This is a genomic window from Rothia uropygialis (genome assembly GCF_004137765.1).
Classification (GTDB): domain Bacteria; phylum Actinomycetota; class Actinomycetes; order Actinomycetales; family Micrococcaceae; genus Rothia.
Genome location: NZ_NOIS01000003.1, coordinates 59,507 through 83,291 on the forward strand (window position 1 = coordinate 59,507; position 23,785 = coordinate 83,291).

General features: G+C 61.9%; 23 protein-coding genes and 1 riboswitch. Of the genes, 10 read left to right on the top strand and 13 right to left on the bottom strand.

Going from position 1 to position 23,785, the window contains the following annotated elements; genetic code table 11:
* Positions 1-45 precede the first annotated feature (45 nt).
* Positions 46-2,148, bottom strand: a complete 2,103-nt coding sequence (paaZ, locus tag EWV35_RS07075; RefSeq protein ID WP_129659830.1) for a phenylacetic acid degradation bifunctional protein PaaZ — start codon at positions 2,146-2,148, stop codon at positions 46-48.
* A 187-nt stretch (positions 2,149-2,335) separates the two neighbouring features.
* Here paaZ and EWV35_RS07080 point away from each other — a divergent pair, with 187 nt between their 5' ends.
* The gene (locus EWV35_RS07080) at positions 2,336-2,740 is read left to right on the top strand and encodes a PaaI family thioesterase (protein ID WP_129359402.1); all 405 of its coding nucleotides are present in this window, start codon (positions 2,336-2,338) and stop codon (positions 2,738-2,740) included.
* A gap of 91 nt (positions 2,741-2,831) precedes the next feature.
* Here EWV35_RS07080 and EWV35_RS07085 read toward each other — a convergent pair whose 3' ends face one another.
* The 3 genes from EWV35_RS07085 to EWV35_RS07095 are packed head-to-tail and all read right to left on the bottom strand — an operon-like array spanning position 2,832 to position 5,687.
* A complete protein-coding gene (locus tag EWV35_RS07085; protein WP_274542949.1) occupies positions 2,832-3,698 on the bottom strand; it encodes a 3-hydroxyacyl-CoA dehydrogenase family protein in 867 nt (288 codons plus the stop codon).
* Positions 3,699-4,469 carry an enoyl-CoA hydratase/isomerase family protein gene (locus EWV35_RS07090; RefSeq protein WP_129659833.1) on the bottom strand — a complete coding sequence of 257 codons (771 nt, stop codon included), beginning with the start codon at positions 4,467-4,469 and terminating at the stop codon, positions 3,699-3,701. It abuts the gene before it with no gap.
* A gap of 3 nt (positions 4,470-4,472) precedes the next feature.
* Positions 4,473-5,687, bottom strand: a complete 1,215-nt coding sequence (locus EWV35_RS07095) for a thiolase family protein (RefSeq protein ID WP_193554098.1) — start codon at positions 5,685-5,687, stop codon at positions 4,473-4,475.
* A 205-nt stretch (positions 5,688-5,892) separates the two neighbouring features.
* A riboswitch (SAM riboswitch) is annotated at positions 5,893-6,026 on the top strand.
* 8 nt (positions 6,027-6,034) lie between these two features.
* Between EWV35_RS07095 and EWV35_RS07100 the strand changes: the two genes are divergently transcribed.
* The 4 genes from EWV35_RS07100 to EWV35_RS07115 all read left to right on the top strand — a co-directional run bounded on the left by EWV35_RS07100 (position 6,035) and on the right by EWV35_RS07115 (position 10,987).
* Positions 6,035-6,877, top strand: a complete 843-nt coding sequence (locus EWV35_RS07100) for an ABC transporter ATP-binding protein (RefSeq protein ID WP_202976053.1) — start codon at positions 6,035-6,037, stop codon at positions 6,875-6,877.
* A gap of 79 nt (positions 6,878-6,956) precedes the next feature.
* Positions 6,957-8,000 (top strand): aliphatic sulfonate ABC transporter substrate-binding protein, encoded by a 1,044-nt coding sequence (locus EWV35_RS07105; protein WP_129659839.1) that lies wholly within the window; start codon positions 6,957-6,959, stop codon positions 7,998-8,000.
* A gap of 3 nt (positions 8,001-8,003) precedes the next feature.
* Positions 8,004-8,789 carry an ABC transporter permease gene (locus tag EWV35_RS07110; RefSeq protein WP_238654258.1) on the top strand — a complete coding sequence of 262 codons (786 nt, stop codon included), beginning with the start codon at positions 8,004-8,006 and terminating at the stop codon, positions 8,787-8,789.
* A gap of 26 nt (positions 8,790-8,815) precedes the next feature.
* The gene (locus EWV35_RS07115) at positions 8,816-10,987 is read left to right on the top strand and encodes an AMP-binding protein (protein ID WP_129659842.1); all 2,172 of its coding nucleotides are present in this window, start codon (positions 8,816-8,818) and stop codon (positions 10,985-10,987) included.
* On the opposite strand, the gene EWV35_RS07120 is transcribed toward EWV35_RS07115, so the two are convergent.
* Positions 10,950-11,288: an AzlD domain-containing protein gene (locus tag EWV35_RS07120; protein WP_129659845.1), complete on the bottom strand. Its 339-nt coding sequence runs from the start codon at positions 11,286-11,288 to the stop codon at positions 10,950-10,952. The genes EWV35_RS07115 and EWV35_RS07120 overlap by 38 nt on opposite strands.
* The gene (locus EWV35_RS07125; protein WP_129659848.1) at positions 11,285-12,025 is read right to left on the bottom strand and encodes an AzlC family ABC transporter permease; all 741 of its coding nucleotides are present in this window, start codon (positions 12,023-12,025) and stop codon (positions 11,285-11,287) included. Before EWV35_RS07125 ends, EWV35_RS07120 begins: the two co-directional genes overlap by 4 nt.
* Before the next feature lie 66 nt (positions 12,026-12,091).
* Here EWV35_RS07125 and EWV35_RS07130 point away from each other — a divergent pair, with 66 nt between their 5' ends.
* A complete protein-coding gene (locus EWV35_RS07130; protein ID WP_129659851.1) occupies positions 12,092-12,691 on the top strand; it encodes a helix-turn-helix domain-containing protein in 600 nt (199 codons plus the stop codon).
* 242 nt (positions 12,692-12,933) lie between these two features.
* Here the strand turns inward: EWV35_RS07130 and EWV35_RS07135 are convergent, their stop codons facing one another.
* From EWV35_RS07135 to serS, 4 genes are all read right to left on the bottom strand, one after another.
* Complete coding sequence (locus EWV35_RS07135) at positions 12,934-13,653, bottom strand: hypothetical protein (protein WP_129659854.1); 720 nt, start codon at positions 13,651-13,653, stop codon at positions 12,934-12,936.
* Between the two features lie 135 nt (positions 13,654-13,788).
* Entirely contained in the window at positions 13,789-14,589 is an 801-nt protein-coding gene (locus EWV35_RS07140; protein ID WP_129659857.1) for a carbon-nitrogen hydrolase family protein, read from the bottom strand.
* 111 nt (positions 14,590-14,700) lie between these two features.
* Complete coding sequence (locus tag EWV35_RS07145) at positions 14,701-15,549, bottom strand: HAD family hydrolase (RefSeq protein WP_129659860.1); 849 nt, start codon at positions 15,547-15,549, stop codon at positions 14,701-14,703.
* A 177-nt stretch (positions 15,550-15,726) separates the two neighbouring features.
* Positions 15,727-17,037, bottom strand: a complete 1,311-nt coding sequence (gene serS, locus EWV35_RS07150) for a serine--tRNA ligase (RefSeq protein ID WP_129659862.1) — start codon at positions 17,035-17,037, stop codon at positions 15,727-15,729.
* Positions 17,038-17,133: 96 nt separating this feature from the next.
* Here serS and EWV35_RS07155 point away from each other — a divergent pair, with 96 nt between their 5' ends.
* Positions 17,134-17,763: a GNAT family N-acetyltransferase gene (locus tag EWV35_RS07155; RefSeq protein WP_129659865.1), complete on the top strand. Its 630-nt coding sequence runs from the start codon at positions 17,134-17,136 to the stop codon at positions 17,761-17,763.
* Between the two features lie 10 nt (positions 17,764-17,773).
* Entirely contained in the window at positions 17,774-18,934 is a 1,161-nt protein-coding gene (locus EWV35_RS07160) for a diacylglycerol/lipid kinase family protein (protein WP_129659868.1), read from the top strand.
* 14 nt (positions 18,935-18,948) lie between these two features.
* On the opposite strand, the gene EWV35_RS07165 is transcribed toward EWV35_RS07160, so the two are convergent.
* From EWV35_RS07165 to EWV35_RS07175, 3 genes are all read right to left on the bottom strand, one after another.
* Complete coding sequence (locus tag EWV35_RS07165; RefSeq protein ID WP_129659871.1) at positions 18,949-19,242, bottom strand: hypothetical protein; 294 nt, start codon at positions 19,240-19,242, stop codon at positions 18,949-18,951.
* A gap of 116 nt (positions 19,243-19,358) precedes the next feature.
* On the bottom strand, positions 19,359-20,282 hold the full coding sequence (gene pheA / locus EWV35_RS07170) for a prephenate dehydratase (protein ID WP_129659874.1): 924 nt from the start codon (positions 20,280-20,282) through the stop codon (positions 19,359-19,361).
* 14 nt (positions 20,283-20,296) lie between these two features.
* Positions 20,297-20,626 (bottom strand): rhodanese-like domain-containing protein, encoded by a 330-nt coding sequence (locus tag EWV35_RS07175; RefSeq protein WP_129659877.1) that lies wholly within the window; start codon positions 20,624-20,626, stop codon positions 20,297-20,299.
* Positions 20,627-20,857: 231 nt separating this feature from the next.
* Here EWV35_RS07175 and hutG point away from each other — a divergent pair, with 231 nt between their 5' ends.
* Both hutG and pgm read left to right on the top strand, forming a co-directional pair.
* Entirely contained in the window at positions 20,858-21,886 is a 1,029-nt protein-coding gene (gene hutG / locus EWV35_RS07180) for a formimidoylglutamase (RefSeq protein WP_129659880.1), read from the top strand.
* Positions 21,887-22,060: 174 nt separating this feature from the next.
* Entirely contained in the window at positions 22,061-23,695 is a 1,635-nt protein-coding gene (gene pgm, locus EWV35_RS07185; RefSeq protein WP_129659885.1) for a phosphoglucomutase (alpha-D-glucose-1,6-bisphosphate-dependent), read from the top strand.
* Positions 23,696-23,785: the final 90 nt, after the last annotated feature.

The following is a 23,785-nucleotide window of genomic DNA, read 5'->3' on the forward strand; positions in this document are numbered from 1 at the left end:
AATGCCGCCTTCCGGCTGAACCTCCATCTCCACCGCCCCGGAGGCCTACTCCTTCTCGACTAGCGTCAGCACGTCGTACGTCGCCACGACCTCGTCGTCCTGGTTGGTCAAGCGGGCGTCCCAGGCGACCTCGCCGTAATCGTCCGTGACGCGCGGGGTGATGCGCTTGGCCGTCAGGGTCACGCGGAACGAATCGTCGTAGGTGACGGGCGTGATGAATCGCAGATTCTCCAGACCGTAATTGGCCAGGACCGGCCCCGGTGCGGGCTCCACGAACAGGCCCGCGGCCCACGAGACCAGCAGATAGCCGTGGGCGACGCGGCGCGGGAAGAACGGATTGGCGGTCGCGGCCTCCTCATTGGTGTGCGCGTAGAACGTGTCCCCGGTCGACTCCGCGAATTCCGTGATGTCCTCCAGGGTGACTTTCCGCAGGTCGGAACGGAACTGGTCGCCGATGCGAAGTTCGGCCAGTGACTTGCGGAACGGATGCGTGCCGGTCCCGTTCTCAACCTCATCGCGCGTCACGGTCTGCGCCGTCGCCCCCCAGTGCCACACGCCGGTCACCCCGGTCAGCAGGTCAGGTGAACCCTGCACGGCCGTGCGTTGCATATAGTGCTTGACGCCACGGACACCGCCGAGCTCTTCGCCGCCGCCAGCTCGACCCGGACCGCCGTGGACGAGTTGAGGCATCGGCGAGCCGTGGCCCGTCGAGGTCTTGGCGTCGTCGCGGTCGAGGAAGAGCACGCGGCCGTGATGAGCACCGATCCCGGCAGCGAATTCGCCGGCGGTCAGGGGATCGTGAGTGCACACCGTGGCAACCAACGAGCCGCCACCGAGGGCAGCGAGCTCCACGGCTTCCTCGATGTCGCCCGAATACCCCAGAACCGAGGTAACGGGACCGAATGCTTCGACACTGTGCGCCTCGCGTGTGCGTGCATCGTCGAATTCGAGCACCGTGACGGGGAAGAACGCACCCTCGGCCGGAACTGTATCCAGTGCGTCCGGTCCGCCCACGCGGACGGATCCGCCGGCGTCGACGAGCCTGCGCACGGCCTTGAGCACTTCTTCGCGCTGCTCAGGGGAGGCCAGCGCGCCGACCGTGGTCGCTTTGTCCCGAGGGTCCCCGACGACGCCGCGCTCGGCAATGCGGGCCTCGAGCGCGTCCACGACCGGTCTGCGCATCCTGTCCGGAACGATGACCCGGCGGATCGCGGTGCACTTCTGCCCGGCCTTGGCGGTGATCTCGAGGACCACTGACTTGATGAACGCCGCGAACTCCGGGGAATCCTCGGTGACGTCAGGTCCCAGGATGGCCGCGTTGAGCGAGTCGGTCTCTGCCGTGAACCGGACGCCGCCCTCAATCACGTTCGGATGCTGGCGCAGCGAATTCGCAGTCGCCGCCGATCCTGTGAAGGCCACGTGATCGCGCATGTCCAGGTGATCCAGAAGATCCCGAGCCGAGCCGGAGATCAGCTGGATCGAGCCTTCAGGCAGCAATCCCGACTCGACCATGAGCCGCACGCATTTTTCCGAGACGTAAGCGGTCGGTGTGGCGGGCTTGACCACGGTGGGCATCCCGGCGATGAACGCCGGGGCGAATTTCTCGAGCATTCCCCACACCGGGAAGTTGAACGCGTTGATCTGCACGGCAACACCTGGCAGACGGGTGTAGATGTGCTCGCCGAGGAAGCTGCCGTCACCGGAGAGCTGTTCGACAGCGCCGTCGACGATCACATTGGCGTTGGGCAGTTCACGGCGGGCCTTGGACGAGAACGTGAAGAGCGTACCGATACCACCGTCAGTGTCGATCAGATGGTCCTTGGCGGTTGCACCGGTCAGGTAGGAGACCTCGTACAGCTCATCCTTGCGCTCGTTGAGGTACATCGCGAGTTTTTTGACGATCAGTGCCCGTTCGTGGATGGTCAGCTCGCCCAGCGACTTCTGGCCGCTCTCACGTCCGTATCGGATGACCTCGGCGGTATCGATACCGTCGGTACTGACACGTACCACGGGATCACCCGTCGCCGCATTGACGACGTCGACGGCTCGCTCCGGCTCGTCCGGGCGCCACCATTGCCCTCGCACGTAACTCGGCAATATCTCGGTGGCCTGGGTGGTTGTAGCCTCGTATCGGGTTTGGGTGGTCACGGGTGGATTCACTCCCTGCAATAAATTAGCCGAACGTTCGGTCAGTAATTAGTGTCAGAATAGCCCACGTCACAGTCGCGTGCCACAACGCGGCCCGGCACAAAGTCATGAGGAGGTCTCATTGGAGAACCAGTCAGTCAACGCACAAGACCAGGCAACCGGAACGGAACAGGACTCAACACGGCTGGTGGGCCGCATCGACCCGGGCGAACTCGACCACAAGCTCAACATCGAATTCGAGGAGCAGACGCCGGAACGAGTGGTGGCGACCATGCCGGTCGAGGGCAACCGCCAGGGACACGGAATCCTGCACGGAGGAGCGTCGATCGCCCTGGCAGAATCCACGGGCTCCTGGGCGGCCGTGTTGCACGCCGCCCAGTTCGGGAAGATCGCAGTCGGGATTGAGGTCAATGCCACGCACCACTCCTCGGCAACCGAAGGCACCGTGCGAGCGGTTGCGACGCCGATCAAGCTGGGGCGCTCGATGACCAGCCACGAAGTTGTTATGACGCACGTCGAGACCGGTCGGCGTCTCTGCACCGTTCGGATCAGCAACTACCTCAAGCCCGCGCCGGAAGGGTTCTTCGACTGAGGCACGCCCGGACGTACCGGGGCGTTGGGTGCATATCGGGCCCTGAGATGATCCGATGCGCACATAACGTACCGATATGCAGCTCGAGGCGCTACTCGTACGAGTAGAAGCCCTTCCCGGTCTTCTTGCCCAGCTCACCGCGTTCGACCATGTCCCGCATGAGTTGCGGCGGGCTGAAGCGCGGCCCCAGCTTGGACTCGAGGTATTCGGCGATGTCGAGGCGCACGTCCACGCCCACAATGTCCGTCAGCCCCAGGGGGCCGACCGGATGCTTGTATCCCAGGGTCATCGCATGATCGATGTCCTCGGGCGAGGCGACCCCCTCCTCGACCATGCGGATCGCTTCCAGGGACAGGGCGATTCCAAGTCGCGAGGACGCGAAGCCGGGGGCATCGTGCACGGTCACCGGGGTCTTGTTCAGCCCGGCCACCCACTCCCGGGTAAAGCCCTGCAATTCCTTCGACGTCCTATTCCCCACGACGACCTCTACGAGTTTGGAGGCCGGTACCGGGTTGAAGAAGTGCAGACCGCAGAACCGTTCGGGACGCTCCAGGGTGTCGGCCAGCCCGTCCACGGACATCGAGGATGTATTGGTCGCGAGCCACGAATTCTCGTCCACATTCGACTCTGCCCTGCGAAGGGACTCGACCTTGAGATCCCAGATCTCCGGAACGGCCTCGATCACCAGGTGGCAGTCGGCAAAGGCGGAAGCATCGGTCGCGGTCTCCAGTTTCTTGGCCCACTCGTCGGCTTCTCCGCTGATCTTGCCGCGCTCGACGGAAGCACGGATGTCCTTCTCGATGCGAGCCCGAGCGGATTGAGCGGCGTCGTCATTGACCTCGACGACGGTCACTGCCGCCCCTGAGATCAGGAACGCATGAGCTATCCCAGCCCCCATGCGGCCACCGCCAAGTACTCCTACGCGTTCGGGAACTTGCTGCTTGTCATGCGCGCTCACTTAGCTGCGCTCCTTCCTGCGGTCCAAGAAAGACTGCATCCGGTCGAATTTGGCGGGAGACTCGAACAAGACCGCCTGGGCGAGCTCGTCGACGTATGGGTGCGCCTCCCGAGGCATATGGAAGACGCCTTTGGCGATCCGGACCGCGAGCGGGTCTTGCTTGGCGATCCGATCGGCAAGACCGTCGGCGGCATCGAGTAGGTCCTGTGATTCGTGGATTTCGGTAATGAGGCCCGCCGCGAGGGCCTCCTCGGCCCCCAGCGTGCGCCCTGCGAACAGCAACTCCTTGGCCAACGGTTCTCCGGCGAGTTCCTTGAGCCGCCACATGGCCCCGGCTGCTGCCACGATGCCGAGACCGGTCTCCGGCTGACCGATCTTGATCTGGGGTGTCCCGATGCGAAAATCTGCGGCCCAGGCGAGCTCGGCACCGCCGCCCAGGGCGTAGCCGTCGAGGGCCGCGATCACGGGCATCGGAAGGCTCGCCAACCTCTCGAAGAGCCGCGAATTGATTCCGCGCAGTGCATCGTCCCGACGCCGTTCGCGCAACTGGGCAATATCCGCACCGGATGCGAAGATACCCTTTCCGTTCGTCTCCGTTCCGGAGAGGACCAGGATTTTCGGTTCGGATTCCAGGTGCGCGCAGACCCGGTGCAACTCGCCGATCATGGTCGCGTCGATCGCGTTGCGAACCTCGGGCCTATTGAGGCGAACGTGGAGCCGGTCTTCGCGCTCCTGAATCTCGATCGCCGTGAAGTCACCGGTCAATTCCATGGTCTATACCCTTTCGAGGAGGAGAGCGGCGCCCTGCCCGACGCCGATGCACATGGTCGCGAGGCCCTTCGAAGCACCCTCGCGCTCCATTCGACCCAACAGTGTGATGGTGATTCGGGAGCCGGAAGAACCGAGAGGGTGTCCCAACGCAATCGCTCCGCCGTCCCTGTTCACGAGGTCCGGATCCAGGCCGAGTCTACGGATCGAGGCGAGAGACTGGGTCGCGAAGGCTTCATTGATTTCGATGGCACCCAAGTCCCCGATGCCCCACCCTGAACGTTCCAGGACCTTCTGACTCGCGGGGACGGGCCCGATGCCCATGATTTCCGGAGGCACACCGGCGGATGCACCGTCCACGACCCGGGCGCGAGCCTCCAATCCGTATTTCTTCACAGCTTTCTCGCTGGCGACGATAATCGCCGAGGCGCCGTCGTTGAGGGCAGAGGAGTTGCCGGCCGTGACCACGGATCCGCCTTTGACGACCGGATTCAGCTTGGCCAGAACTTCGGTAGTGGTACCCGGGCGCGGGCCCTCGTCGGTCTCGACCAGATTCACCTCGCCCTTACGACCGGTAACTTTGACGGGCACGATTTCGTTCGCGAACCTGCCCGCCCGGATCGCCGCGTTGGCCTTCTCCTGGGAGCGCGCCGCGAATTCGTCTGCCTCCTCGCGCGTGATTCCGTCCACGCGAGCAACCTCCTCCGCGGTCTCCGGCATCGAATACGTAGCCTTGCCGTTACGGGACAAAGGACCGTCCACAAATTTCGAATTCACGAAGCGCCAGCCGATCGAAGTATCGAAGACCTCACCGGGCTTGGAGAACGGTTTGGTCGGCTTTTCCATGACCCAGGGCGCGCGAGACATCGATTCCACGCCGCCGGCGACCACAATATCCGCGGCACCGGCCTTGATCATCTGGGAGGCGATCGTGATCGCGGACATCCCCGAGGCACACAACCGATTCACCGTCATCCCCGGTACCGAATCCGGGTAACCGGCCAGCAACCAGGCCAAACGGGCAACATTCCGGTTCTCCTCACCCGCCCCGTTGGCGTTGCCCAGAATGACTTCATCGACGTCGGCCGGGTCGATTCCCGCCTCCTCAACGACGGTGCCGATGCACAGCGCCGCGAGGTCATCAGGGCGAACCGAGGAGAGTGAACCGCCGTATCGACCCACCGGAGTGCGGGCTCCACTGACGAGGAAGGCTGCGGGCATTTCGGGCATAAGAACTCCTGGGTGGGACAGACTTCGAATTACTGACCATTCGTTCACTAATATGGCATCCGGTGTGACATGCGTCAATTCCACTCCATTCGCATCGTGCACCAGGGTTACGGACTTTGACGGTCAGCGGTTCATGTCCCGCAACAGTCCCTCGCGAGTTGGAGCCCTTGGAGCACACGGGATTAACTGGAAAGGAAAACCATCCAGAGCGACCGAGAGACCTGGCTCGATGACGTCGCAGCAACCCATCTCCACGGTGATCCTTCGCCCCGACCGGCGGACAGATCCTCCGCGGACGAGCACGGTGCTAACGCCAGGACTCGATGGAGTGATTGATTGTGGCCTCGACGCACCCGACGGAACGTGCGCAGGAAGCCCGGAGGAAAGCGGCTTCGGTTCGGTTCCACAGCGTCGGAAAGTCATTCCCGGGATCCAGGCGCGGCACTGCCGGGTCCGAAGTTCTCCGTGACGTGACCTTCACCGCGGAACCAGGGGAAATCGTCGCGGTGCTCGGCCCTTCGGGCTGCGGGAAGTCGACTCTTCTGCGTGCAGCGGCCGGACTCGACACCGCGAGCGCAGGATCCGTCACGATTGATGGAACGCCAGTACGTGAAATTGATCCCCGGTGCGCTGTGGGATTCCAGGAACCACGGCTTCTGCCGTGGCGTTCCGTCACGGACAACGTTGTCCTCGGTCTGCCGAAGAATGCGAGCAAGAACGGCGGACGCAAACGAGTCGCCGAGCTGATCGACCTCGTGGGCTTGGGAGAGCACGCGAGCCATCGCCCCGGGGAAGTCTCCGGGGGCATGGCTCAACGCGCGTCCCTGGCCAGGGCCCTGGCACGCAACCCCAGAGTGCTCCTCCTCGATGAGCCTTTCGGGGCCCTGGATGCCCTGACTCGCCTGAAAATGCAGGACCTGTTGCTGGACATTCACGGTCAGGACCCCACCACCGTTCTCCTCGTGACTCACGACGTCGACGAGGCCCTGTACCTATCCGACCGTGTGGTCATACTCGGCCGCACGGCACCGGGAGTACCGGCGGGGATTGTCGAAAGCATTGAGGTCGGTTTGCCGCGTCCTCGTTCCCGTGAGGACGCGCAACTGGTCCGAATGCGCGGCCACCTCTTGGGTCTGCTGGGCGTGGACACGACCGCACATGAGGCATTTCGGGACGTGTGACCCGCTGCGCCAACGCGGCCCGCGCCCAAGGTTTCCTCGTTCATCCCCTCCTCGACTTCCTCGCAAGGACCCCAACCTCATGATCAATCTTTCCCGTCGAGACGCAGTGCGGGCCGCCGGCCTCGGCGTCGTGACCCTGGCCCTGTCCGGGTGCATGCCCGGCGAGGGCGCTGGACGCGGCGTCATCAACGCGGACGCGACCAGCAGCATCACCCTCGACTATGCGACGTACAACCCGTTGTCTCTGATCATTCGCAGGAAGGAATGGCTCGAGAAGGCCGCGGCCGATCTGGGGCAATCGGTCACGTGGCTCAAGTCGGCGGGTTCGAACAAAGCCAATCAGAACCTCATCGGCGCAGCCATAGACGTCGGGTCTACGGCGGGCTCGGCCGCTCTTCTGGCACGAGCGAACGGGGCTCCGCTCAAAACCATTGATCTCTTCTCACAACCGGAATGGTCGGCCCTCATGCGCACGCCGGAATCGTCGATTCGACGGGTCGAGGACCTGGCAGGCCGGTCCGTCGGGGCGACGCTGGGGACGGACCCATATTTCCTGTTAGTTCAGGCCCTCAAAGCGGCCGGTATGAGCACGGACGACGTCACGGTCGTGAACTTGCAGCATGCCGACGGTCGGGCCGCGCTCGATACCCATCAAGTCGATGCGTGGTCAGGGCTCGACCCGATCATGGCGACTGCAGAGGATGAAGGCGGTGACGTCTTGTTCTACCGGAATCTGGAGTTCAACACGTGGGGTTTCCTCAACGCTCGGGAAGAGTTCCTGCAACAGAATCCGGAGGGTGCTCAGCTCGTCGTCGACGTCTATGCGTACGCCAGAGAGTGGGCCCTGAAGAATCCGAGCGAGGCGACGCGATTATTCGCCGAAGAAGCAGCCGTTTCCGGTGGGGTCGCTGAGAAGGTCTGGGACCGAACTCATTTGGATATCGACCCCGTACCAGGCGAAGAGCAACTCAAAGTGCTCAGCAATGTTGCACCAATCCTCGTGGATTCCGGAGACGTCTCGGAGCGCAAGGACGTCGACGACGCCGTGGCCAACATCATCGACAAGCACTACGCCGAGGCAGCGGATGCGCGTTCCGCGGCCAGACGGATTGAGGGGAAGTAGAGCGTGAAATTCCTTCCGAGAAATCGTTGGGCCTTAGGCGGCCTGGGCTTGGTCCTACCATTGATCATGTTGCTGGTGTGGCATCTGCTCTCCTCGACCGGTGTTTTCTCACCGATTCAGCTTCCGGCCCCATCGGCTGTGGTCGATGCCGGTGTCGAGTTGGTTCAGCGCCACGAGCTGTGGCAGCACGTGGGGATCTCGACACAACGGGTGATCCTGGGTTTCCTCATCGGAAGCGCCCTCGGGCTGGCGATTGGTGCGTTGATCGGTCTCTCACGCTGGACGAACGTCTTGGCCGGTCCGACCGTGGGAGCGGTGCGAGCGGTGCCGTCTCTGGCCTGGGTCCCCTTGATGCTGCTCTGGGTCGGCGTGGGCGAGAACTCCAAGGTCATTCTCGTCGCGATCGGTGCATTCTTTCCCGTTTACACCACGGTCGCCGGTTCGCTGAAACACGTCGACCGCCAGCTGATCGAGGCCGCCCGCTCATTTGGGATCACTGGCCTACGACTTTTCACGACGGTTCAGCTTCCGGCGGTCATGCCGTCCGTGGTCTCCGGTCTCCGACTCGCCCTGGCCCAGGCATGGCTTTTTCTGGTGGCCGCAGAGCTCGTAGGAGCTTCGATGGGCCTGGGCTTCCTGCTGACCGATTCGCAGAGCAACGGCCGGACCGACCGCCTGATTCTGGCGATCATTCTCTTGGCAATACTGGGCAAAATCACTGACGCCCTGATAGGAATCTTTGAACGATGGACCCAACGCCGATGGGGCACTGCCCCGGAAAACGCGTGAAGGATCCGCAACGGATAGGAACGATCATGACTCTTCCGACAAATTTTGTCTTCTCTGACCCTCACAAGCCGACCCCGAATCCCGCCACGATCTCCGACGCGGCCCGCGTTGATTTCTGGGAGAAGCAGGCAGGTCGCCTGTCCTGGGCCGAACCTTGGCACACCGCGCACCGGTTCGAGAAGCCGCGGCCCATAGGAACTGACCAGGACGGAGCACCGGAGTTCAGCGTGCCCGAGATCGCCTGGTTCGAAGGCGGCAGACTGAACGCGGCCTATAACTGCGTAGACCGGCACGTCGAGGCGGGACGCGGTCAGCACGTTGCCCTGTACTTCGAGGGAGAGCCCGGAGACCGGGAGGTCTACACGTACGCTCGGTTGCAGACGGAAGTCTCCCGTGCCGCGAATGCTCTGCTCGATCTGGGGGTCGAGAAAGGAGATCGCGTTGTGATCTATCTTCCGGTCATTCCGGAGACCGTCATCATCACGCTTGCCTGCGCTCGGATCGGGGCCGTGCATTCGCTCGTATTCGGCGGATTCTCCGCCGAGGCGCTCAAATTTCGGGTCGAAGACACCGGTGCCAAGGTTCTGGTGACCACGGACGGTCAGAACCGAAAGGGCAAGGTCGTTCCCGTCAAGCAGAACGCCGACGAGGCCTGCGCGGGAGACAACTCGATCGAACACGTCGTGGTGGTCCGTCGGACCTCACGCCCTGGCCGCAAGACACCCGCGGGTGTTCCGCTCTCCCCGTCCGACAAAGGCTTCCGTTCCAAGGACGAGCAAGCCGTGCCCTGGACGACCGGACGCGATGTGTGGTGGCACGACCTCATCGAGAGCGCATCCGATGTGCACGAGCCGGAATTCTTCGAAGCCGAAACCCCTCTGTTCATCATCTACACCTCCGGAACGACCGGCCGCCCGAAGGGACTTGTCCACACGACCGGCGGCTACCTCACCCAGACGGCATACACTCATGCCCTGTTATTCGATCTCCTTCCCGAAACCCTGGACGAGAGCGGGGAAGTCCGTCCGGATGAGCTTTCCGCGGAGAATGACGCGGGCAAAGTCGATTCCACGGTTCACTGGTGCACCGCCGATCTCGCCTGGGTCACGGCCCACACCTACGAGATCTATGGTCCGCTCCTCAACGGGGTATCCGAGGTGATCTACGAGGGGACGCCCAACACCCCGCATTTCGGTCGCCATTTCGAAATCATCGAACGGTACGGCGTCACGAATTACTACACCGCGCCGACCCTCATCCGTTCCTTGATGGGCGCTTTTCCGCAGGGCCTTCCCGCGAGCTATAACCTCGCGTCCGTGCGGCTTCTGGGATCAGTCGGTGAGTCCATCAATCCGGAAGCGTGGCGCTGGTTGCGCGACAACGTGGGCGCCGGCGAGGTTCCGTTCATCGATACATGGTGGCAGTCCGAGACCGGAGCGACCGTGTGTTCCCCGAGACCCCATGATCCGCAGTTCGCACCTGCCGGTTCGTTCCCGGACGATGCACCGCACACGCGGGTCAAACCAGGTTGCGCAACTCGGGCGGTTCCGGGGATTTCGACGCGGGTTGTGGACGAGTCCGGCCAGGACGTCGAGCCGTCGACCCAGGGATTCATCGTGGTGGACAAAATCGGCCCCTCGATGGCGCGCACCGTGTGGGGCAATCCTCAGCGGTACTTGGATTCGTACTGGAAGCACTACGGCGAGCGCGGTTGGTTCCTCGCCGGGGACGGCGCCAAGGTCGACGACGAAGGCGACACCTTCATCCTCGGCCGGATCGACGACGTCATCAACATCTCGGGGCACAGACTCTCGACCATCGAGATCGAGTCGGCTCTGGTGACCCACGAAGCCGTCGTCGAAGCAGGTGTCTGCCCCGTCGAGGACGAGCTCACGGGGCACTCCGCCATCGCGTTCGTGACCGTCGCGGGCGACCGGGCCCCGAATGAGAGTGAGCTCCGGGAAACCCTGAGGGCCCACGTGAGCCGGGAGATCGGTCCCATCGCCAAGCCGAAGGAAGTCATCGTGGTCAAGGACATCCCCAAGACCAGGTCGGGCAAGATCACTCGGCGCCTTCTCGGAGAGCTGTACCAAGGGCGGGAACTGGGAGATCGGTCTTCGCTTCAGAATGAGGAAGCGTTGGACCACATCGCCGAGGTGCTTACGCGACGCCAAACAGGCGAAGGACCGCGCAGGTAGCCATCCCGAGGATCACGCAGATGAGAAGGGGCACTTTGACGATTGCGGCGATGATTCCGACTGAAGTTCCGATGATGCGCGCGGGCCCGGCGATGTCCTGCCCCTCGAAGACCATGGTGGTCGCGGCGACTGCACAGATCAGGACCACGGTGGCCCGGTCCATCCAAAGGCGAGCGGTCGTGGGTTCTTCGGTTTCCTCGTCCGTACCGGACATCGAACCGATTCTCACACCCACATACCGCAGGATGTAGGTTCCGATGACCAGACCGGCCAAGGCGATCACGAAGGGAATTGTGCTCATACCTCGCCTCCTTCGGCGCTCGTGTGGGATTGGCGAATGTGGCCTTTGGCCCAGATAAATCCGGCCGCCGGAATCAGGATCGCGAGCGACGCGACGGCTCCGAGCCCCAGGGGCAACACAGGAGTGGCCGCGATCGCGAGTATCGCTCCTCCGCCGGCGATGATTGCGACGAGGGGATTCTTGAGGTCCTGAACCACGAGGCAGAACAGAATGATGGGAAAGGCGGCGTCGAGGCCGAGTGCGTCGGCGTCGACCACAGACCCGAGTAATTGGCCGAGCGCGGCGCCGCCGACCCAGGCGGGAAACAGAAGTACGGCCATGACGACGAAATGCTGCCAGCGGGCTGTACGCCCTCTCACCGATCGGGCAAAAGCGACGGTTTCGTCGTTGACCATGTGAGATGCAAGGAGTCGGCGCCAGCCTCGGGGCACGTACTCCCCCGCGCTGAGACCGAAAGCGAAATTGCGGGAGTTGACCAAAAGCCCTCCCAATACCGCGAAGATCGGGGCTCCTCCCGCAGCGATCACGCCGACAAAAGTAAGCTCCGCCGCGCCACTGGTTGCAAGAGCAGCCAAGAGAACGGTTTGCCAGATCGCGAATCCAGAGGATTGCGACAGCGCACCGTAGGAAAGCCCCACGGCACCGAGGGTCAGGAAGATCGCCATCGCATTGCGACGCTGGGTCGGCGCCACGGTATCGGAGAAGTACCGCGGGACCGTTCTATAAATCGAACGCATGGGTATTATGGTGCATCTTTGCCCGAACGTTCGTCAAGAAATACGAACGTCCAATATATTGATGACATGAACTTCGACGTCGAACTCCCCGACTCACGCCACACCGATGGGCCCGAGGAACCGGATGCGCAAAAACTGCGCATGGCGCAGGCACTCCAACGCGAGAGAGCCCGGCACGGTCTGAGTCTGAGCGAGGCGGCCAAGAGGGCCGGGGTCAGCAAGTCGACGCTCTCTCAGCTAGAGGCCGGATCCGGGAACCCCAGCGTCGAAACCATGTGGGCGCTGGCCACCTCGTACGGGGTGCAGCTAGCACAACTGCTCGACCCTCCCCGCGGTCGCATCTCCCTCGTGAGACTCCAGAATTTGCCTCAGCTCCCCTCTTCGAATGCCAGCTATTCGGCCGCGCTTCTATCCGCAGGCCAGGTGGGGGTTCGGCGCGATGTCTATCTCATCAGTGCCGAGCCCGGCCGGCCCCGGGAATCCAGCCCTCACCCCACGGGAACCGTCGAACATATTGTGTTGGCGGCAGGAAAAGCGCGGGCGGTCTGCGACGGAGAGGAAGCCGTACTCAATCCGGGTGACTTCCTGACGTTCGCGGGCGACGTCGAGCACAGTTTCGAGGCACTCGAACCGGGTACCCGCGCGGTTTACGTCATCGACAGTTGATCGCTGCTCATCCGCCAGTGAAGACGTTCACTGCCGCTTGAGCACGGTGCCACGGCGAGCCGGCGTCACAGCCGTGAACTGCCGCTGCACAAGTGCGCAACGACACCCGGCGCGCGATAAGGTCATCAACCGCACCCTGCCCCGGCAAGCAACTTCGAATCATCCAGGAGTTGAATTCCCGGACAGCACAAGGCCCGCATCCGAAACCAGATGCGGGCCTTTGGCGATTCGGGAAACGAATTTCAGAAGTCTTCGGAATCGACGAACTGATTGCCGTCCCAGTGGTGTTCCCGCTCTTTACCGTCTTCTGAATACGTCATGGTCGGTTCCCCGGAAGGGTCGATATGCAACGATGCATTTTTGAAAGGGTTGGTCCCGCTGGGCATCGAATCATAGGAGTTGTACCCCTGATCGGTCGGGGTGAGAACGGTTACCCCGCCGTTGTAGCTGAGGTAAACATTGCCGTATTTGTCCACGTTGGATCCGTTTTCGAGATTCCACACGTCTGAGTTGGCCTGATCAACCGGCCTGGCACCGAACCAGAGAAGCTTTTGATTCGGATCCTCCACGTAGCCGACGGCCTTATCGTGTTGGTACAAGGCATAAGCGGCATTCCCTGCGGGCGAACCGTTGTCATCGGCTCGCTTGTTCCAGTACGGAATCACGGTCATCGGGCCGAAAGCAGGATGTTGGACCTCAATGGTTCCGCCCTTGATGCAGGAATTCGCGCACGGATCATCGATGACGTCCAACTGTCGGTGTTGGCCCGTGGATCCACTCGGCGAGCTTGCATCACCCGATGCGGAGCCCTCGGATGGCTCCGTCGGAGAGGTGCTCGTCTCAGCGGGCAGGCTGGCCACACTGGAATCACTCGTTGCTCCTGTGCAACCCGAAAGGACCGGCATGGAGAAGGAAATCAACAGCACGCTGGCGACAGCGGTCCTGCATTTCGACGGAGCCACGGTCCCACATCCCTAAATCCATAACCGACCAGTGATAATGCTTATATTGAGAATTTCAAGCAGTTATCGGTAAGTCAACGGGTTCGCCCCAAGTTCAGCAAGAATCCACTGTCTGAGACGCCCCGGAATGGGATTCTAATAACCGAGTTTTGCGTTTTTCAGGACAGGGATCGATTTTTCTGCTTGCTCGACCACAGCCAGATCCAGTTCGATGACCCGCAATTCTTCTGCCTCCCCGAACGAGGTAATGACGTGACCGAATGGGTCGGAGACGATGCTGTGTCCGACGCCGGTCGGAGCCTTGGGATTGACGTTGACGCCGGAGACCTTCGGGTCGGCCTGATCCACCGCGACGACGATCGTGTTGCTGTCCAGGGCGCGGGCACGAGCCAGGGTTTCCCATTGCTCCACCTTGCCGCTTCCGGCGGCCCATGACGCGGCCACCAAGGAAACCTGTGCGCCCTTGCGGGACAATTCGGCAAACAACTTGGGGAACCGGATGTCGTAGCACAGGGACATGCCCACCGAGACTCCCCCAATGTTGACCACGAGCGGGTGCTTACCAGGGGCCACGTCGTCGGACTCCGTGAATCCGAACGCGTCGTAGAGGTGAATCTTGGCGTAATCGAGTCGCTCGCCCGAAGGCGTGTACACGGCCAGGATGTTTTGTACTTTGCCGTCCTCTGCGGGAGCGAATTCGCCAGTCACCAGGGATATCTCTTGTTCCGCGGCGAGCCACTGCATTTCGGTCTTCCACATCTCGGCATGTTCGGTTGCTGCTGCGAAAAGGTCGCTGCCGAAAGCAGACATGGTAGCTTCCGGGAAGACGACGAGTTCCGCGCCTTCTTCTCGAGCGCGGCGCGTACAATCTTGCACCTTGCTCAGGTTTTCGCTGACAATCTCGCTGCTGTTGATCTGCGCGATAGCAATTTTCATGCTGGCTCCTTACGGATAACGTCCTGTCTCCGAGCTTACGGCCAACGCCGACGACGGTGCGCTCTGGGTGTAAGCAACAATCTGTTTCTGCGCACGGCCGGTGGTTCCTCCCTAGTCCAGCAGGCTGCGCAGGATGTGCGCGGCGCCGTCGTCGTAAACCGACGAGGTGACCTCGGAGGCGACGTCGATGACTTCCTCCGGAGCCTGTCCCATGGCGACGCCGCGAGCTGCCCATTCGAGCATCTCGATATCGTTCCGACCATCGCCCATCGCGATGGTGTGGGCGGGGTCGACACCGAGATTCTTGCGGATCTGTTCGAGGGCGGATGCCTTGGAAACTCCGTGAGCGGCAATATCCAGCCAGGGAGTCCAGCCCACCGAGTAGGTCACACCGTGCAGGCCTACTTCGTCGATGATTTCGGCGAAGGAATCGATGTCCGTTTCGGTCGAGAAAACCACCACGCGGACGGCTTCCATGTCGAGAATTTCTTCGAGGGAAACGGTCTGCGCTTCCATGCCGAAGCTCCGGTCCTGGAAGTGGGCCGTCGAGAAGAACGACCCGTCGGCGGCCTCGAGAGCAAATTTTGCGCCGGGCAGTTTTTCGTGGAGAGCCGCGAGCGCCTTGGCCGGTCTGAAGGTCACCGCGTCGATGATTTTATAACCGTCCACGTATTGCTTGCCGATTTCGAGTGTCACGCCGCCGTTGGAGCTGACCGCGTAGCCGGACTCGATGTCGGCGAGTTCCACGATCGGCAAGGTCGCGCCCTTCGAACGGCCGGTCGAGACCACGATGTGGTGCCCTTCCTGGGCAACGGATCGAACGGCTTCCTTGACGTCTTCTGACATGTGACCGTCGTGGTCCACGAGGGTCCCGTCGACGTCGAGGGCTACCAGGTATTTCACCCCTGCTTCTTTGTGCCAGCGCACCTGCACCGGCGGGTGAATTGTTTCTTGAGTCATTATTTCCATACTTTCATCTGATCCACCCGTTATAACGGGTATGCACCGATTCCGCGAATTCGCGGTGAATCGGCGGTTAAGAATTCTCGTTAAATTGGGACGCCGCCCGACTTGGCCCTGGTCTCACGCCTTCGGAGCGATGCGACGGGCAAGTTCGGACGGCGGCCGGTTGCTGGACTATTTCTGCCCAACCACTGGGATGACCTCGAGCCCGCCCATATAGGGGCGCAGTGCTTCGGGGATACGGACCGATCCGTCCTTCTGCTGGTGAGTTTCCAAGATCGCGACCAACCAACGCGTTGTGGCGAGCGTGCCGTTGAGAGTAGCGACCGTCCGGGTCCCGCCCTTTTTGGTCTTGCCGTTGGCGGAGACGACGTCAGGCTTGCGTTCTCGAATGTTCAGCCGCCGGGCCTGGAACGTCGTGCAATTCGAGGTCGAGGTCAATTCCCGGTATGTGCCTTGGGTGGGAATCCACGCTTCGCAATCGAACTTCCTCGCTGCCGAAGAACCCAAATCGCCGGCCGCGGTATCGATCACCCGGTAGGACAAGCCGCACTTGGACAGCATTTCCTCTTCCCAGGCCAGCATTTTCTCGTGCATGCCTTCCGCTTCTTCTACGGGGCAGTACACGAACATTTCTGCTTTGTTGAACTGGTGTACGCGAATGATGCCGCGAGTATCCTTGCCGGCGGATCCGGCCTCACGTCTGTAACACGTGGACCACCCGAGATATTTCCGGGGTCCGCCGTCGAAATCGATGATCTCGTCCGCGTGGTAACCGGCAATCGCAACCTCGGATGTTCCCACGAGGTAAAGATCGTCCCGCTCGAGCCGGTAGATCTCATCGTCGTGCTTGACGTTGAAACCCGTTCCGGCCATGGTTTCGGGGCGGACGAGCGTCGGGGTAGTCAGCATCGTGAAGCCGGCCTTGGTGGCTTGGTCCAGTGCCATCCACAGCAAAGCCTGCTCGAGGCGAGCAACGGTGCCTTTCAAGAAGTAGAAACGCGCACCGGAGACTTTGGCCCCTCGGGCCATATCGATGCCGTCGAGAAGCTCCCCGATCTCAAGGTGATCCCGCGGTTCGAAGCCTTCGGAAGCGAAATCCCGGGGCTCGCCAACCGTTTTCAAGGTGACGAAGTCGTCCTCGCCACCGGTGGGCACACCGTCGATGATGAGGTTCTCCATGCGCGAGAGGAGTTCGTCCTGGCTCGCCTGGGCCTCGTTCAAGGCGTTCTCCGCGGCTTTGACCTTCTGCGAGAGCTCTTTGACCTCGGCCAAGAGGGCAGTCTTCTCCTCGCCAGTGGATCGAGATACCTTCTTGCCGAAAGACTTCTGTTCCGCTCGCAGGGATTCGAAATCGCTAATCGACTGCCGACGATTGGCGTCAGCTTCGAGGATGTGGTCCACGAGCTCGACGTCGGATTGGCGGGCACGCTGAGAAGCCCGAAACAGGTCTGGATTTTCACGCAGAAGATTAATGTCGATCACGCCCCTTAACCTACCGCAACGCTCGCGAGGTTCCCACGTCGGGTACATCGCTGTGGATAACGATGCTCCGAACTGGTCACCCGATACGGTAGGGCCATGACGGAATTCGACACCATCCCAACGCCTCCAACCGACCTGGGCGCGCCTACGCTCACGGGCACGTCGGTCCAGCTCGAACAGCTTTCCCTCGACCACTGCAAGGATCTTCAGGAGGCAACCCGCGACGGCGAGCTGTGGAACCTTTGGTACACCTCGGTACCCCGTCCGGAAGGCATCGAGTCGGAGATCCACCGGCGTCTCGAGCTCCAGCGGAACAAGGCCATGATCCCTTTCGCGGCCCGCCGTCTCGCCGACGGAAAGATCACTGGCATGACGAGCTATTACGATCTTGACTGGAGCGCGCCGAGGGTCGATATCGGGTACACCTGGAATGCCGCGTCGACGCAACGGACCGGGATGAACATCGAGTCGAAGAAGCTCCTGCTCACCTATGCCTTCGAAACCCTCAAGTGCATCAGCGTGCGTTTCGAAACCCATAAACTGAACCGACAGTCCCGCCGAGCGATCGAAGGTTTGGGAGCGCAACTGGACGGCGTGCTACGCAACGACCGGCGTATGGAGGATGGCTCGATCCGGGATACCTGCAGTTATTCGATCGTGCGCGACGAGTGGCCCGCGGTTCGTAATCACTTGGCTCACCGGCTGAATCGCGCTCAGGACCGGTAACCTGGAAATTATGCGACCTTCCGGAAAAGCCCTAGGTGTGGTGGGCTTCCTGAGCCTGGCCGCCGCCGCTGCCGCCAGCGTCGTCACGTCGTGGCGCGGGCGGCCCCCTGTACTAACCCAGCCCGTGCCGTGGCGCCCCCGCCTCGAACCGGGGAGCCCACGTCAGGTCGGTGTCGTGTACAACCCGGTGAAGTCGCTCGCACACTTCTCGTGCGATGCTCTGGCACACGCAACTCGTAAAATCGACTGGCCGGAACCGAAGTTCTACGAGACGACGACGGAAGATCCCGGCCGCGGTATGGCCGAACAGGCGGTGACCGACGGCTGTGATCTCGTCATTGCCATGGGTGGGGACGGCACGGTCCGCCAGGTGGCTGGCGTCCTGGAGGGCACCACGACGGGGATGGGGATCGTGCCGTTGGGCACTGGCAATCTGCTCGCACGCAACCTGGAAATGAGCATCTCGGATCTGCATTCCTGCATCGATACGGCGCTCCACGGCAGGCCGCGACGCATCGACATGATCGGTCTTCGAGCGACGCGGCAAGACGGGATCCATGAAGAGCTGTCGTACCTGGTCATGGGCGGAGCGGGCTTCGACGCCCAAATCATGACCGACACCAAGGACGACCTGAAGTCGAGATTGGGGTGGCTGGCCTACGTCGAGGCCGGTCTGCGCAATTTGGTCTCCGTCAGACGTCCGGTTGCCATCCAGATCGACAACGATGAACCGATCCGCAGGAGGATTCGCGCAGTGCTCGTCGCCAACTGCGGGGAAATCACGGCGGGTCTCCATCTGGCTGCGGACTCCTCAGCGGACGACGGCCTTCTCGAAGTCATCTTGCTGACCCCCCGCAACCTGATCGGGTGGGTGTCCTTGACCAGACAGGTTGTCACGCGGAAAAGAAACGGTCTTCCGGTCATCGAGCATCTTCACGGGAAGAAAGTCGTACTGGACTTCGGAGGCAGTCCGCAACCGGTAGAGGTCGACGGCGACCTGATCGGCACCTATGGTCGCCTGGTGGCCGAGGTCCGACCGGCTGTCCTGGCCGTCAACACCTACCCGGAGAACATCACACCGTTCCGCAGTTTGGCGAACCTCCGAAAGACAAGCGCTCTGGGACAGTCCCGTTTGAACTGGAGGCGGTTCGTCAACCCTACGGTGAGTTAGTCACTTTATTCCGGTTATTCCGGGCGAGACCGGACAGAAGATGCGGCTTCCGCTTCTTGCCTTCGGGCCACCAGCGCTTCGCGGAAAACATGCCTTTCCCAAAAGATCCCGGAGATGGTCATACCGAGGCCGACAACGAGGAGGGGGACGGAGGCAAGCATCATGATGGGCGAAGCGATCTTGGCCCCGCTGTCCGCATCCGTGTCCTGGCCCAGAGCGAGCGCCCAAATGCCGACCCCGTAAGCTCCCACGAAGATGCCCAGGACAAGCATGATGATGCCAGCCTGCAACCAACCGGTAACTCGCATGTGGTTTCCCCTTCTATTCTTCGACCTTAAGTGTTCAGTATCCACCGGAACGGGTCAAACGCCCACAGATTCCCTCGACGGCGACTCTGCGGGTGACGTCTCGTCACCGCGGCGCGTCAGAGGTTGTCTACCCACTCGTCTGCACGGGAAAAAGCTTCGTCCGAATGATGCGGATCGAGAAGGGGCTCCTTCCGATCGGCGCGAGGATACGAACCCAGAAACTTCACGCCCGGTGATACCCGATGCAGGCCACGCAGGGCGTTGCGCATTCTCAGGTTGTCCAGGTGGCCTTCGGCGTCGATGGAGAAGAAGTATGAACCCAAGGACTGCCCCGTCGGCCGCGATTCAATGCGCGAGAGATTCACCCCTCGCGCCGCGAACTGTTCCAAGAGGTCCATCAGCGCGCCCGCACGGTCCTCGGGGAGCGGGATGACCAGGGTGGTCTTATCCGCCCCGGTGGGTTCAGGGGTCGGCAGGCCGTCATGGGCCGTGGTCACCAGAATGAATCGGGTGATCGCATTGGCGTTGTCCCCAATGTCTGTTGCCAGCAGGTTCAGCTCCGGATGCTGTTCGGCGACAATCGGCGAGCATACCGCAGCTTCATACCCCGGGTTGTCCTGGTCGAGGAACGCGACGGCTGCCGCGGCCGTGGAGCTCGAAGGCACGTAATCAGCATTGGGCAACGCCTCACCCATCCATTTCCGGACCTGCGCCCAAGCGTGGGAATGCGTCGACACCACTCGGACCTCGTCGAGCGTCAGTCCCGGGGCGCCAACGAGGATGAAGCGGATGGGGACCAGCACCTCCCGTACGATGCGCAAGTCATCTCCGTCCGCGATGGCATCAAGAGTTGCCGTGACTCCGCCCTCTACGGAGTTCTCGATCGGGACCATCGCCGCGTCGACCTTGCCCTCGCGGACCATGGCCAGGGCGGCCGGAACGGACGTGGCCGGTATGCGTTCGGCGGCATCCGAGCCGGGGACGGAAAGTAGTGCGGCCTCAGAGAACGTGCCCTCGGGGCCGAGATATGTGTACTTCATATGTGAATGCCTGACTACCGAACCTGCGGCGTCTGGCCGTTCTCGGAGACCATGGGCTTCTCGGCGTCCTGCCATGCACCCATACCACCGACCACGTTGAATGCGTCGAATCCGTACTGGTTGAGGTAGGCGGTCGCGCGCAGCGAACGGCCTCCGCTCCGACAGATGACGTAGACGTCCTCATCCAGGGGGACCTCACCATACCGTTCCGGGACTTGGTCCAGCGGGAGATGCTGAGCCCCTTCGATGTGCCCTTCTTCCCATTCATAGTCTTCGCGGACATCGAGGATCTTGGCGCCCTCGGGGATCTCCTCGACCTTCACGTTGGGAACGTTCTCGTCCATGGTTTCTCCTCACTCGAGGCGGCGATCCGCCCGTATTCGCTTCTTCCTTATCTAACTTACCGCCCACGTCGGAAGGCTCACGAAGAAATCCACAACCGTCCCAGATCGCGGAAATGCGACCGGTCGTCCCAAGATTCGGGACGACATGCGACATAAGCTTGCCAAGTTCATGATCACGGGTGTTATGTGTGGGATCAAGCTACATAAAATTTCAAAACAGAGGAACTGGTCATGGAGACAACACCTTGGATGGGACGCGACGAGGGTCCGGGAGCAATCCACACCCGTTGGCACCACATGGTGTACGCCGGGAAGATACAGAAGGAAGACGAGGCCAAAGGTCTGGCGATCTTCGGTTTTGCTTCCCACGAGGGCACCATTCGCAACCAGGGGCGCCCGGGTGCGGCCAAAGGGCCATTCCACATTCGGCATGCGCTGGCTCAGTTGGCCTTTCATGGCGGACAAATCGTCCATGATCGCGGCGACGTCACCGTGGACGGACACAACATGGAAGAGGCTCAGGCCAAGGCCGGGGAACAGCTCGGCCGGCTCATCCCGGAGCACAGCCTGACAGTCGTCCTGGGCGGAGGGCACGAGACCACCTATGCGGCATATCAGGGGCTTGTCTCGTCCGGATCTCTCGACGAGGTGAAAAAATGGGGCGTCATTAGCCTCGATTCTCATTTCGCGATTCGCAACACTCCCCAGCCCACGGCGGTCACTGCACTGCGCCAAATCATCACGGATGAGAAGAAGTCCGAGCGCGAGTTCCGCTACAGCGTTCTCGGAGTCAGCGAGGCTGATAACGTACGAGCGCAATTCGAGCACGCCCAGGATCTCAACGTCTCCTACCTGAAGGATGACCAGTGCGCCGAATGCCGCATGCAGAACGTCCTCGATTTCGTCGACCAGCAGCTGGCAGACCTGGATCTGGTCTATCTCAGTGTTGATCTCGACGTTCTTCCCGGATACCAGGCGCCTGGAGTCAGCGCGCCGTCCGCCCTCGGCGTCCCGATGATCGTCGTCCAAGAAGTGGTCCGACGCGTCGCCGCGAGCGGCAAGATGGCCATGATGGACGTCGTCGGTCTCAACCCTGAATACGATCTCGATGAGCGCACCGCCCGCGCGGCCGCACGCCTGATCGACGGCTCGACCCGCGCTGCCTTCAATCGGCCCGCCGCAGACGCCGCCGATTCACCCGAGCAACGTGAATTCCTGGCCCAACGCCAGCGTGCGCTCCATGCCCAGGGCTTGTCCTAAGGAATCAGGACATCTGCCCGACGCCGGACGCGCAACCACCGCAACCGGCGTCGGGCAGACGAGGACTGATCGGCCGCCGGTGACGGTCGAGGCGTAAGAACCAGCCGGGTGTGGACGGTGAGGCGATAAGCCCCTCGTAGCCCCAGCTCAGCTTTTTCGGGATAGGTTTAAGTCATGGCTAACCGCGCAGGAACCCCCGCTCAACCACAAGACCTTGTTGATCTCAAGGAATTGACCGACGCCTACTATTCGGTCGTCCCGGACTCGGGACATCCTGACCAGCGTGTCGCATTCGGCACGTCAGGCCATCGCGGCAGTTCTTTGAAAGCGTCGTTCAATGAGGCTCATATCGCAGCGATCACACAGGCGATTGTCGAGTATCGAGCAGGTCAGGGCTACAAGGGTCCTCTCTACATGGGCCGTGACACCCATGCGCTGTCCGGTCCGGCCCAAGAGACTGCTTTGGAAGTTCTGGCAGGCAATGAAGTCCACGTCTTAGTGGATTCCAACGACGGCTACGTTCCCACTCCGTCCCTGTCCCACGCGATACTGACGCACAACGCGAAGCCTTCGGCAGAGCGCGCGGACGGCATCGTCATCACCCCGAGCCACAATCCACCCACAGACGGCGGTTTCAAATACAATCCACCGCACGGTGGACCTGCGGATTCGGACGCGACATCGTGGATTGCGAATCGCGCGAACGAACTCCTCGAGAACGATCTCGCGGGCGTCAAGAGGTTGCCGCTGGCACGGGCCAAAGCTGCGGACACGACCGGGCGCTTCGATTTCATGACCTCCTACGTCTCGGCGCTTCCCGAGGTCATCGACCTCGAAGCGATCCGCGATTCGGGGTTGCGCATCGGCGCCGACCCCATGGGCTCGGCCGCCGTCGAGTATTGGATCACTATCTCGGAGCGATTCGGCCTCAACATGACCGTGGTCAATCCCGAGGTCGACCCCAGATGGTCATTCATGACCCTGGATTGGGACGAGAAAATCCGCATGGACTGCTCGTCGCCCAATGCCATGGCTTCCCTGATTTCCTCGCGGGACAAGTACGACATCGCGACCGGGAACGACGCCGATTCGGACCGGCACGGAATCGTCACCCCGGACGAAGGGCTGATGAACCCCAATCACTATCTGGCGGTCGCCATCGACTATCTGTACAGCCACCGACCTGACTGGCCGGGGACCGCAGGCGTCGGCAAGACCCTGGTTTCCTCATCCGTCATCGACAAGGTCGCCGCATCCCTGGACCGCCCCTTGGTGGAAGTTCCCGTGGGCTTCAAATTCTTCGTCGCCGGCCTCATGGACGGTTCTCTGGGCTTCGGGGGTGAAGAATCCGCCGGTGCTTCCTTCCTGAGAAAAGACGGCTCGGTCTGGACAACGGACAAGGACGGGATCATCCTGGCCCTGTTGGCGGCGGAGATGACGGCGGTCACAGGCAAGACCCCGTCTCAGCGTTACGCGGAGCTGACGGAGGAGTTCGGTTCACCCAGCTACGCGCGCATCGACGCACCCGCGAACAGAGAGCAAAAAGCAAAGCTCAAAAAGCTTTCCGCCGCGGACGTCACCGCAACCGAGCTCGCAGGAGAACCCATCACCGCGACTTTGACCGAGGCACCTGGAAATGGAGAACCCATCGGCGGCCTGAAAGTCGTCACGGAAAACGCGTGGTTCGCTGCCCGCCCGTCAGGGACCGAGGACGTCTACAAGATCTACGCGGAATCTTTCAAGGGTGACGAGCATTTGGCCGAGGTGCAGAAGGAAGCCAAAGCCTTGGTCGACGGAGCCCTCAGCTAAGGCGGAGACGGCCGGAAGATGGTCACGCACCGCTTTGCTCTCGATCAGATCGGGAAGGCATATGGGTTTTTCGCCAGCCCCGCGACCCGT